Raw genomic sequence first — 12,298 nt, 5'->3', positions numbered from 1 at the left:
AGCGCCATTCGATGTGACTACATTTACATTTTTGGAGATTTGAGCGCTAGAATAAACATAAAAACAGTGACTTGAAAGAGGTTATCCTGTAGGATGCATGACAGGGTGGAGCTGTAAAATTGTAAATTTTGTAAAATCGTTCAGCCCCACGAGTTTGTAACAGACTTGTATGAGTCGCGGGGATGGAGAGGCCAGGCTGTGTCGGAAAACAAGATTTTTGCTGGCCCGCGCGTGCGCCGCATTCGCAATGGTCTGGGGCTGACGCAGACGGCGATGGCCGAAGCGCTGGCGATCTCCCCGTCCTATCTCAACCTCATCGAGCGCAACCAGCGGCCCCTGACCGTGCAATTGCTGCTGAAGCTTGCCTCGGTCTACAAGGTCGATCTGGATGACTTGCAGGGTGAAAGCGCCGGTTCGGCCGGGCAGCTGCGCGAGGTCTTCGCCGATCCTCTGCTGGTCGGCGAAGTGCCGTCGCCGCAGGAGCTGATCGAGGTTGCCGATGCCGCGCCCAACGCGGCAAGCGGTGTCCTGAAGCTATACCGGGCCTATAGGGAACAGGCGCAGCGCCTGTCCGACCTGTCGGATCTTCTGGCGCGGGAGGGGCATGAGACGGCGCTTTCCTCCACCCGCCTGCCGATCGATGAGGTGCGGCATGTCTTTGAAAACCGGCCGGCCTATTTCCACGCCATCGACGCGGCGGCGGAAGAACTCCACAAACAGTTGGCGGCGGGCGAAGATCTCGCCGTCGGCCTTAGAGCATGGCTCCAGAAAAACCACGGCATCGTGGTCAGAACCCTGCCGGTTCATGCCATGCCGAACCTCAGGCGGCGTTACGACCGGCATTCCATGCGGCTGTTTTTATCCGAGCGCCTGTCGCAGCCGGACCAGCTGCGGGAAATGGCGATGGAGACCTGTCTTCTGGCGCTTCGCGAGGAAATAGGCGCGGAGCTTGAGGCGCTCGGCCTGAAAGGGGAGGAGGCAAGGCGCATCGCCCGCTTCGAACTGGCGCGTTACGCCGCCCATGCGCTGATGATGCCCTATGGTGCATTCCTTGCCGCCACCCAACGCGCAAAATATGACCTCGAGGTTTTGCGGTCGCGCTTCAACGTTTCTTTCGAGCAGGCCACCAATCGGCTCGTCAGCCTGCAACGACCAACGGCTGCGGCAATCCCGTTTTTCCTGATGGAGATTGACAATGCCGGCAACCGGTTCCGCCTCGCAGGGGCTGGCGGTTTTCCACGGGCGCGTTTCGGCGGTCTCTGTCCACGGCTCAATATCCATGCCGCTTTCGCCCAGCCGGGGCAGGCGCTGGTGGAGGCGGTGGAAATGCCTGACGGTGATGCTTTCCTCACGGTTTCGCGCACGCTGGAAGGTCCGCAAGCGGGCTTCGGCGAAAGGGTGAGGCGCACGGCGGTGCTTCTCGGCTGCGATCTCGCACAGGCGGGAGAGACGGTCTATGGCCCAGCCGCCTCGGGTGCGTCGCCCGTTGCCGTCGGCCCCTCGTGCCGGCTGTGCGAAAGGCAGGGCTGTCTGTCCCGCGCCGAAGCGCCGCTGACACGGCCTCTGGGGCTCGATGAAATGGTGACCGGTCTCAGTGTTTTCGACTTCCAGTAGGTGTTTCCATTCGCTTTTTTGTGACCGGAAAACATTCGGTTGAAAATGCTGTGCTGCACATTTCCCGCTTGCTCCCTTTTGTTTTCCTTTCTAGTCTCTCCAAAAAAAGGGGATCACGCTTCCACCGTGAGGATGCGTTAACAGGAGACATCATGAAAAACCGTTCTCTCCGTCTGACCTTGGCTCTCACCACCGCGCTCGTTGCAGCAGGCTCGGCAATGGCCCAGGAGAAGGTCGTCCACGTCTATAACTGGTCGGATTATATCGACGAATCGATCCTTGCCGATTTCACCAAGGAAACCGGCATCAAGGTCGTCTACGACGTATTCGACAGCAACGAACTGGTGGAAACCAAGCTTCTGGCCGGCAGCTCCGGCTATGATGTCGTGGTGCCCACCGGCCCCTTCCTCGCCCGCCAGATCAATGCCGGCGTGTTCCAGAAGCTCGACAAGTCCAAGTTGCCGAATCTGAAGAATATGTGGCCTGAGGTCTCCGAGCGTCTGGCCAAATACGACCCCGGCAACGAATATGCCGTGAACTACATGTGGGGCACCACCGGCATCGGCTATAACGTCGCCAAGGTAAAGGCCGCTCTCGGCGATGTTCCGGTCGATAGCTGGGATATTCTCTTCAAGCCGGAAAATGCCGAAAAGCTGAAATCCTGCGGCATCAATATTCTCGATGCGTCGGACGAAACCTTCGCCATCGCCATGAACTATCTCGGCAAGAATCCAGACAGCAAGGAAACCGCGGATCTGGAAGCGGGCGGCGAGGTCTATTCGAAGATTCGTCCTTTCGTGAAGACCTTCAATTCCTCCGCCTATATTGACGAACTCGCGAATGGCGACAGCTGCATCACCATCGGCTGGTCGGGCGACATCCTCCAGGCGAAGAGCCGTGCCGAGGAAGCCAAGAACGGCGTCGAGGTGAACTACGTCATTCCGAAGGAAGGCACCTATATGTGGTTCGACAACCTTGCCATCCCCGCGGATGCCAAGAATGTCGAGGAAGCACACACCTTCATCAACTATCTGATGCGGCCGGAAGTCATCGCCAAGGCGTCCAACTACGTTCAGTACGCCAATGGCAACCTCGCTTCGCAGGCATTGATGGATGAGTCCGTCGCCAAGAACCCGGCGGTCTACCCCGATCAGGAGACGATGAAGAAGCTCTTCACCATCTCTCCCTACGGACCGAAGGAACAGCGTGTGCTGAACCGCGTCTGGACGCAGATTAAGACCGGCAGCTAAGACCTCCGCTCGCTGGTTGAGGAACGGCCGGCGGGCCTGTTTCTCAAATCCTTTGCCGGCAGGTCCCGCGACCTGCCGGTGTCGCCCGCCCCGATGCATCGTTCGAAAGACCAACGGGATTTGAGGGTAGGGTGAATGGCGAAAACTCTGGGGCCGGTCAAACGCAAATTTAGCCCTTGGGACAATCCCGATGCGGTGCCCTTCATCCGCTTTGAAAACGTCACCAAACGGTTCGGCGATTTTGTCGCCGTCAATAATCTGACGCTCGATATTTACGAGCGAGAGTTCTTCTCGCTGCTTGGTCCCTCGGGCTGTGGCAAGACCACGCTGATGCGCATGCTGGCCGGCTTCGAGGAGCCGACGGATGGACGCATCCTGCTGCAGGGCAAGGATATTTCCGGCGTGCCGCCCTATAAGCGTCCGACCAATATGATGTTCCAGTCCTATGCGCTTTTCCCTCATATGTCGGTCGAAAAGAACATCGCCTTCGGTCTGGAGCAGGATGGCCTGCCGAAGGCGGAAATTGCCGCCCGCGTCGAGGAAATGCTGCGGCTCGTCAAGCTCGGCGAATTTGCCAAGCGCAAGCCGAGCCAGCTTTCGGGCGGCCAGCGCCAGCGCGTGGCGCTTGCCCGTTCGCTTGCCAAGCGGCCGAAGGTGCTTCTTCTCGATGAACCGCTAGGCGCGCTCGACAAGAAGCTGCGCGAAGAAACGCAGTTTGAGCTGATGGACATCCAGACCAATCTCGGTCTCACCTTCCTCATCGTCACCCATGACCAGGAAGAGGCGATGACGGTGTCGGATCGCATCGCGGTCATGGACAAAGGCAATGTCGTGCAGGTGGCGACGCCCGCCGAGATTTACGAAGCGCCGAACACGCGTTACGTGGCGGATTTTATCGGTGACATCAATATTTTCGACGCCAAGGTCGTCGCCAACGCCTCTGAGATTGGCAGGCCCGGACTGGTGACGCTGGATTGCGACGGGCTGGCGGTATCTGTGGAGCAGGAATGTGCCGCGGCGCCCGCCAGTCAGGTGGCTTTCGCCATCCGCCCGGAAAAGGTCCGCATCTCGCTCGATCAGCCCGCCGACAGCAGCATCAATTCCGCCTATGGCGAGGTCTGGGATATCGGTTATCTCGGCGACTTCTCGGTCTTCATCGTCAAGCTTGCCGATGGTCGGGTCATCCGCGCCGCGCAGGCGAACGTCTCCCGTCTCGTTGATCGTCCGATCACCTTCGGCGATATGGTGTGGCTGAACTGGAAACCGGATTCAGGTCTTGTCCTGACACGCTGAGGGAGGCTTCCATGGCGATCACCACTCCCGAAAACCGGCAAAGCCCCTGGCGCTGGCTGGTCGTCGCGGTTCCCTATTTCTGGCTGCTGCTGTTTTTCGCTGCGCCCTTTTTCATCATTCTCAAGATATCGCTGTCAGATACGGCGATCTCCATGCCGCCCTATACGCCGGTCTTCGAAGGGTTTTCGAAGCTCGGCGAATTCTTTTCGCAGCTGGATTTCGAGAATTACCTCTTCCTGACGGAAGACCCGCTTTACATCGACGCCTATCTGTCGTCGCTGCGCATCGCCTTCATCTCCACCTGTCTGCTTTTGCTGATCGGTTATCCCATGGCGCTCGCCATGGCGCGCGCGCCGTCATCGGTCCGCCCGACGCTGGTGATGCTGGTGATCCTGCCGTTCTGGACCTCGTTCCTGATCCGCGTTTACGCCTGGATAGGCATTCTGAAGCCGGAGGGCCTGTTGACGGTGCTGTTCCAATGGCTCGGTTTTCTGGGGCCGGACCAGCAGGTCAACATCTTCCGCACGGAAACAGCGATCTTCATCGGCATTGTTTATTCCTACCTGCCCTTCATGGTGCTGCCGCTCTATTCGGCGCTGGAAAAACTCGACAATACGCTTCTGGAAGCGGCGGCTGATCTCGGTTGCCCACCCTGGAAAGCCTTCTGGAAGATCACCTTTCCTCTGTCGCTGCCGGGCGTGGTCGCCGGTTCGATGATCTGCTTCATCCCGATAACGGGTGAATTCGTCATCCCTGACCTCTTGGGTGGCGCGCAGACCCTGATGATCGGCAAGACGCTCTGGACGGAATTCTTCGGCAATCGCGACTGGCCCTTAGCGTCTGCCGTTGCCGTGCTGCTGCTGCTGTTGCTGGTGGTGCCCATCGCCATCTTCCAGAACCAGCAGAAGAAGGTGGGGTGAGACCATGAAGCGCGGAAAATTCGACATCACCGTCCTCACCCTCGGTTTTGCCTTTCTTTATATCCCGATCATCATCCTGATCGTTTATTCCTTCAATGCCTCGAAGCTCGTCACCGTCTGGGGTGGCTTTTCGCTGCAATGGTACAGATCCATGTGGTCGAACCAGGGGTTGATGGATGCCGCCTGGGTGACGCTACGTGTCGGTATCCTCAGCGCCACGATCGGCACCATCCTCGGAACGCTGGCGGCGTTGTCGCTCACCCGCTTCGCCCGTTTTCCGGGGCGCGTGCTGTTTTCCGGCATGATCTATGCGCCGCTCGTCATGCCGGAGGTCATCACCGGCCTGTCGCTACTGCTTTTGTTCGTTGCCGTCGGGGTGGATCGCGGTTTCTGGACGGTTGTCATCGCCCATACCACTTTCACCATGTGTTATGTGGCGATCGTCGTGCAGTCCCGGCTCCTCACCTTTGATCGCAGTCTGGAGGAGGCGGCGCTTGATCTCGGCTGCCCGCCGGTCAAGACTTTCTTCAAAATTACGCTGCCGCTGATCTTCCCGGCCGTCATCGCCGGCTGGATGCTGGCTTTCACGCTGTCGCTTGACGATCTGGTGATCGCCAGCTTCGCCACCGGTCCCGGCGCAACCACGCTGCCGATCAAAATCTACTCGCAGGTGCGCCTCGGCGTGACGCCGGAAATCAACGCGATCTGTACGATCCTCATCGGCCTCGTCACCATCGGCGTGATTGCCACTTCCATTGTCTCCAAACGCACCGAATTGCAGCGGATGAGAGACGAGCACGCGGCCGCGCGAAACTGATCGAATGATCCGTTTCGATTTTTACGCGTTACTGTTGTAATCGCGATAAAATTAGAAACTCATAATTTAGTTTTGGCCCTCTACGGTCTAAAAATAGGAATTATCGTCGGTAATTGATCGATTTTGGTTTTAACCGCTTGTTAATAGGAGTTGGCGGAAAGTAAACCCAACGCAGGGCTGTCAAATTTCTGATAGCCGGGATTGATAATTTCCATATGGCGAGGTTGTCCCCCTTTTTCTCGTTAAAAAAAGCACAACTAATACAGGCGGTCGCAAGGCCGCCTTTCTTTTTGCCATCATGCCGGTTGCCCTCAGTGGTTTTCCGGATGATCCATCGATTTTGAGACAAGAAGCACGGGTATAAGGCCGGCGAGAATGATGATGATGGCCGGCACGGCGGCATCCTGCACCCGCGAGCGGGAGGCATCCTCATAGACCAGCGTGGCCAAGGTGTTGAAGCCGAAGGGACGCAGCAGGATCGTCGCCGGCAACTCCTTCATGGACTCGATCAGCACCAGAAGAAAGGCGGTCAGCGCCGCAGGCCGCATGTTCGGCAACAGCACCTTGAATAGCGTCTGCAGACGGTTGCGCCCGAGCGTTCGCGAGGCCATGTCGATATGTGGCGAAAGCTTCTGGAACCCGGCATCAAGCGTGCCTTCCGCCATGGTCATGAAGCGCACGGCATGGGCATAAATGATGGCGAAGGCGGTGCCGGACAGCAGCAGGCCGCTTGAAAATCCGAAATGCGATCGGAGAAGCCCATCGACGCGATTGTCGAGACCGGCCAGCGGAATGAGCACGCCGATGGCAAGCACCGTTCCCGGCACGCCATAGCCCATGGAGCCGAGGCGCGCGGCCACCTTTGAAGTGCGGGAGCGCTCGGTGCGGATGGCGTATGAAAAGACGAAAGCCGCAATCAGCGTCACGAAGGCGGCGGAAAGCGAGACCTCAAGACTATGCCCGAGCGCTTTCAGAAGCTTGGGTGCAAACAGCGCATCCAGCCTTTTCACGGCGTAACCGCAAAGAACGATCACGGGAATAAGGAAACCGCTCACCACGGGAATGAGGCAGAACAGGCTCGCGGACCAGCGCCGCCAGCTGCCAAGGTCTTTCAGCCGGTGGCGCTGCGCCATGCTGGTCGCTTTCGGCGCGGCAAAGCGCTGCCTTTCGCGGGCGTTGCGTTCGATCACGATCAGCGCGCCGACGATGAGCAGGATAACGGCGGCGATCTGTGTCGCATTGGCGAGGTTGCCGCGATTGAGCCAGGTTTCGTAGATGGTGAAGGTCAGTGTCTGGACACCAAGATATTCGACGGCGCCGATATCGTTCAGCGTCTCCATCAGGACCAGCGAAAGCCCGATGGCAATTGCCGGTCGTGCCATGGGCAATTGCACGGAAAAGAACACGCTCAATGGTTTTGCGCCGAGCGTGCGGGCTGCCTCGGCCGCAAACCGCCCCTGCATGGAAAAGGCGGCGCGGGCCGAAAGATAGACATAGGGGTAAAGCACCGAGCTCAGAACCACCACGGCGCCGCCAAGCGACCGTATGTCTGGGAACCAGTAGTCGCGGATGCTGTGGTAGCCAAAGGCGGCGCGGATGGCGCTCTGCACCGGGCCGGTGAAATCGAGAAACTCGCCGAATGCATAGGCCGCCAGATAGGACGGGATGGCGAGCGGCAGGACAAGCGCTGCGGACAACACCCGCCGCAGCGGAAATTCGAATGTGGTGACGAGCCAGGCGCAGACGATGCCGAAGAATGCCGTCGTCGCTGCTGTCATTCCCAGCAACAGGAAGGTGCGAAACCCGGCGCGTGGCAGCACATTGGCAAGAAGATGCTGCCATCCCTCGGTGCTGCCGGTCAGCGCCAGCCAGAAGATCGCCAGAATGGGCATGGCGGCGATGGCTGCGACGATGACCGCCGCTATGGGCAACAATGAAAAGCGTCTCGTTGCCGGAAGGGAAACCGTCATGAACATGCCAGTCTACTGTCGTGCAAAGGCCTCAACCGGCACCATTGCACCGGCGGCTTTCGCATTGCTACGCCCGCACGACCTCAGTTGGCAAGAACCCGCTGTGACGGAAAGGTGATTTCCACCAGCGTTCCTTCATTCGGCGTCGAGGTGATGGAGAAGTTGGCGCGGTTGGCGTCCACCATGGCCTTGGTCAGCGGAAGGCCGAGCCCGGTGCCGTCGCCGCGCACGCGCTTGCCTGATGATGCCACCTGCCGGAAGGGTTTCATCGCCTGCTCCAGTTCCGCCCGCGTCATGCCGATGCCGGTGTCGCGAATGCGCAGCGACACGCTGCCATTGGCCTCATAGGCGGTGGAAACGACGATCTGGCCGCCCGATGGCGTAAAGCGGATGGCGTTCGACAGGATGTTGAGCACAATCTGCTTGATCGAGCGCAGATCGGCAACGATCTGCGGCACGGATTGCGAAAGTGCCGTACGGATGATGACACGCTGGTTGTTGGCCTGCGGCTGCACCAGCGAGACCGCTTCGGCCACCGTCTCGTTCAGCGGTACGGCGATGAAATCCACATCCATCTGGCCTGCTTCGATCTTGGAGATGTCCAGAAGATCGTTGACGATGTCGAGCACATGCCGGCCCGAACGGCCGATATCGTTGGAATATTCCACATAGCGCGAATGGCCGATTGGCCCGAAGCGTTCAGTCGCCATCATGTCCGCAAAGCCGATAATGGCGTTGAGCGGCGTGCGGATTTCATGGCTGACGCGGGCCAGGAAATCGGTCTTGTGCGCATTGGCGGTTTCTGCCGCGCGTTTGGCGTTGCGCAGCTCTTCTTCCGTGCGTTTCCACTGGGTGATGTCGCGGATGACGGCGCAATAGCCGTGTGAGGATTTGAGCCGCCCGATGGTCATGAACAGCGGCAGGAAGCCGCCTGATGCCTCGCGGCCGATCACTTCACGGCCATCATTCAGCACACTGGCCACGCCATTATTGGCAAGGCCGGACAGATAGTCCAAAACGGCGCGCTGGCTCTCATGGGCAAACAGCGTGACGAAGGGTTTTCCGGCAATCTCGCCATTGTCGTAGTTGAACAGCGCGCTAGCGGAGCGGTTGAGCGAACGGATCTCGCCGTCGTCTCCCAAAAGCACCACACCATCGGTCGCCGTTTCCAGAATGGAGTGCAGTTCCTCGACTTCGCCCTGCAGCAGGGAAAGGCTGCCGGCCTCCGCATTCGCCGTTTCGGCGGCTGCCGTATTTTCATTCGCCGCTGCAACCGGCGTCTGCTTTTCTTCCAGCGGAACAAGCGACAGCATCAGCGCCTTGGTTTCTTCCCAGCGAATGGATTGCAGCCGCGCCTTGACCGGAATGATGTCGTTTTCGGCACTGACGACGACCATGCCGCCTTCGTTGTCAGGCATATTCTCCAGCTCCTGCCGTTGCAGCAGTGCTTCCAGTCCGCCGACCTCCTGCAATTCATCGAGAGAACCGTAACCCGTCAGTCGCAGGAAATCCGGATTGGCGTGGATCAGCCGGTCGCCGGCATGCACGAGCAGCGCCACGGGCATCTGGTCCAGCGTTTCGGCGCTCAGCGCATCGGCGGGGCGCAGCGGCGGGCTGACCATCGCGGCGGCAATATCGGCCACCGGCTGTACATCCGTGGCGACTTCTTCCTTCTCGTCGGTATCGATTGTATTCGTGGGCGCGTGAATGGCTGCCGGTCCTTCGCCGCGAACGTAGTCCGCGAAGAGATCGTCTTCCTCGGCCGCTTCCGTCGTTCTGACGTCTTCTTCCATGGCGGGCGGCGTATCCACCTGCACTCCGTCGTCGATATCGTCGGGGCATCCTGCACGACCGGATCGGCAGATACGGGCGGCTCCGCGAAAAGAGCTTCTTTCTCCGACGTCGGATTTTCGTCCGAAACAGCATCCGTGGGCGCCAGCGTCCGGCCGATTTCCCGGAAAGCGGCCTGTTCGCCTGCGGTCAGGCCCTCGCGGGAGCGCGAGCGGCGCTCTTCAAGATGCACGATCTTGTCGGAATAAGCGGGTTCCGGTTCTGGCTCCGGGGCTGGCGCTGTTGCCAACACCGGCACTTCAAATTCCGGCGGGCTGTTATCGTGGTGCTCTTCCTCTGCCGAAATTTCGGGCAGCGTCCTGTCAGATATATCGGCTGCCGTTGCCGGGGCATCATCGCCTTCCGCCATGTCGGCATCTGCCCGCGCTGTGTCCAGCTCATCGCCGTCGTCAAGAAATGCCAGCAATTCGTGGCTTTCATCCTCGATGGCCGGTTGCGGCAAAACCTCGGTCGGAGCAGCCTCCACCTCTTCCAGGAAGGTCAGGCCGATGGCATGGGGATCTTCGGTGGCATCGGCGAGCCGCACGATGCCGAAACCGCGGAAACCGTCGAATTCACGCGAGCGTGTATAGGTGGGCAGGGCGGCGAGATCGATCGGCACCATCAGGGATGTGCCCTCCACCGGCCAATAGATCGTCTTGCCCGACCATGTGTCGCGACGGCCGAGCAGCTCGCGGATCTTGCCGTCCGGATCGAGATTGAAAAGCGTTGCCACATCGGCAAAGCCCATGCCTTCGACAGCCGCTGCCTTTTCGCCGACAGCCTCTGCGAATTCATGTGAGATGGAGCTGAAGCGTCCTTCCGCATCGATCTTCCAGACGAAGCGGGATGCGCGTGCGCCGGCGTTGAAGATAAAGGGCTGAGCTTCCTCCGCTTTTTCTGTTTCCGCCGAGACATCGTCTTCAGACGGTGCAGCAATATCCGTCGTCACCGCTTCCGCGATCTCAACAGCAGCCGGTTCGCTCCCGGCGTCTTCAGGCGTCGCTGCAGCATGGTTCTCGCCCGCCGCAGGGTCACTCGCCGGAACCTCCACGTCATCCGCATCGAGCTCGAAGAGATCGGCAATATCGTCGGTCATCGCCTCGTTCGCAGCGGCCTCGGCGTCCTCCACGGAGATATCCAGCGGGGCCTCCGCCTGTTCCTCTGCGGCAACCGGCAGGATGGTGGCATCTTCCTGATCCGCCGCCATTTCGTCGTCGGCGTCCGTAGACAGTTCCTGCAGGTCCTCGACATCCTCGATCCCGGCGACGGCGTCGAGCACGGAATCGAAGGACGCGGCCGCTGCGGCAACGGGTGCGGCCTCCGCAACCGGCAAAGCGGGCTGGGGGCAGGCGGGGTTTCCTGCGGTTTGTCCTCGGCAAAACCGTTGACGGGATCAAGCGTCCCGAGTGCGGTCTCGACCACGAACAGCAGGTTGAGTTCGGGCGATGTGGTGATCTGGCCGGTGGCTGCGGGCAGATAACCCTTTCCAGTCGGCACGGGCCGTTTGACCAGATGGCCAGACTGGCCAGCGGCCATTCTCACCAGCGTCCTTGCCGTGTGTGGTGTGATGCCGAGCGATGCAAACTTGGCCGAGGCGGCAACGATTTCGTTTTCGCCATTGATAACCGCGATATGGATGTCGGGATCGTCAAAGCCTTCGATCATGCGCCGCGCGCATTCCGCTGTGTCGGGCGCGCTCTGGTCTGTGAGGGCGGAAAACAGAATGACGGGCTGGCCCGGCTCGGCCTCGATGATTTCCGCTTTGGCGGTGACGGCAACGCTGCGGAAACCGGCATTGATGCGAATGGTAAACGGCAGGCTGTCGCCCGCCTTGGACAGCCGTGCCGCCGTCGCTGCCAGCTGCCGGAAGGTCACGTCCTGCCGCTTCGGGCCCTGTTCCAGAAAATCATAGACCATCGGTGTGCCGAACAGCGCAGCGCCCCGCCCGTTTGCCCAAAGGGCGCTTTGAAGGTCGAGAGAAAACAAAGCCATCGCCTCGCCGCGCCCGAAACCTTCACGCACCCGTTCATGCACTGCTATATCGATAAAGGGATATTGGACGGCGGGCATGTCGAAACCTATTCTGGCACTACCGGACCTTGCGAGGCTTTGTCAGCTTCCTCATGAAGCTGAAACGTAAACCCGCGCAGGCACCACGTTAACAGAATTTTAAATAACTTCACAGGCCAGCCGGGTCCACCATCCGCTGGATGAATCGCCAAATAGAGTTAACATGAACAGGCCTGCGGCGAGGCCGTTGCCGAGTGCGGGCGAGACCGCCGGCTGACACTCGCCGTTCGCCCCACGGCAGGAAAAGCGCTTGCCTTTCGATGCCTTTTTTCGCAAAATTCAATGAGGCACTTGCAAATGGGGGAAACTCCTTTTATGTCACCCCCGTGACGCCGCTTCGGCGTTTCATGTGCGGTTGTAGCTCAGTTGGTTAGAGCGCAGGTTTGTGGCACCTGAGGTCGGTGGTTCGACCCCACTCAACCGTACCATTCCCTTCTCCCGATAAGTTCAAATGCTACAAGGACTTACCGGGAGATGGGAGTATTTTCTCCGTTTCACGGTTTCCGAAAATCCTCAGAAATCATTGCCGCT

At 59.5% G+C, this 12,298-nt stretch carries 7 protein-coding genes, 1 tRNA gene and 1 pseudogene; 6 read left to right on the top strand and 3 right to left on the bottom strand.

Annotated features, from left to right (window positions below):
• Positions 1 to 198 precede the first annotated feature (198 nt).
• The 5 genes from G3A56_RS08045 (at position 199) to G3A56_RS08025 (ending at position 5,894) form a co-directional block, all read left to right on the top strand.
• Positions 199 to 1,614: a helix-turn-helix domain-containing protein gene (locus tag G3A56_RS08045; protein ID WP_082183746.1), complete on the top strand. Its 1,416-nt coding sequence runs from the start codon at positions 199 to 201 to the stop codon at positions 1,612 to 1,614.
• 152 nt (positions 1,615 to 1,766) lie between these two features.
• Positions 1,767 to 2,864: a polyamine ABC transporter substrate-binding protein gene (locus G3A56_RS08040; RefSeq protein WP_003493957.1), complete on the top strand. Its 1,098-nt coding sequence runs from the start codon at positions 1,767 to 1,769 to the stop codon at positions 2,862 to 2,864.
• 135 nt (positions 2,865 to 2,999) lie between these two features.
• Positions 3,000 to 4,157 carry an ABC transporter ATP-binding protein gene (locus G3A56_RS08035; RefSeq protein ID WP_082183748.1) on the top strand — a complete coding sequence of 386 codons (1,158 nt, stop codon included), beginning with the start codon at positions 3,000 to 3,002 and terminating at the stop codon, positions 4,155 to 4,157.
• Positions 4,158 to 4,168: 11 nt separating this feature from the next.
• Positions 4,169 to 5,077: an ABC transporter permease subunit gene (locus G3A56_RS08030; protein ID WP_003493959.1), complete on the top strand. Its 909-nt coding sequence runs from the start codon at positions 4,169 to 4,171 to the stop codon at positions 5,075 to 5,077.
• 4 nt (positions 5,078 to 5,081) lie between these two features.
• Positions 5,082 to 5,894: an ABC transporter permease gene (locus G3A56_RS08025; RefSeq protein ID WP_003493960.1), complete on the top strand. Its 813-nt coding sequence runs from the start codon at positions 5,082 to 5,084 to the stop codon at positions 5,892 to 5,894.
• Positions 5,895 to 6,205: 311 nt separating this feature from the next.
• Here the strand turns inward: G3A56_RS08025 and G3A56_RS08020 are convergent, their stop codons facing one another.
• The 3 genes and pseudogenes from G3A56_RS08020 to G3A56_RS29590 form a co-directional block, all read right to left on the bottom strand.
• On the bottom strand, positions 6,206 to 7,870 hold the full coding sequence (locus tag G3A56_RS08020; protein WP_164056241.1) for an ABC transporter permease: 1,665 nt from the start codon (positions 7,868 to 7,870) through the stop codon (positions 6,206 to 6,208).
• Between the two features lie 77 nt (positions 7,871 to 7,947).
• Positions 7,948 to 9,675, bottom strand: a complete 1,728-nt coding sequence (locus tag G3A56_RS28800; protein ID WP_246231237.1) for a PAS domain-containing sensor histidine kinase — start codon at positions 9,673 to 9,675, stop codon at positions 7,948 to 7,950.
• Positions 9,676 to 10,190: 515 nt separating this feature from the next.
• Positions 10,191 to 11,767 (bottom strand): annotated as a pseudogene (locus G3A56_RS29590) (PAS domain-containing sensor histidine kinase); the annotation flags it as partial.
• Positions 11,768 to 12,118: 351 nt separating this feature from the next.
• Here G3A56_RS29590 and G3A56_RS08010 point away from each other — a divergent pair.
• A tRNA-His gene (locus G3A56_RS08010) sits at positions 12,119 to 12,195 on the top strand.
• Positions 12,196 to 12,298 lie beyond the last annotated feature (103 nt).

The sequence above is a fragment of the Rhizobium oryzihabitans genome (assembly GCF_010669145.1).
Lineage (GTDB): Bacteria > Pseudomonadota > Alphaproteobacteria > Rhizobiales > Rhizobiaceae > Agrobacterium > Agrobacterium oryzihabitans.
Note: the sequence above shows the minus strand (reverse complement) of the source record. Positions and strands in the feature narration are given on the sequence as shown.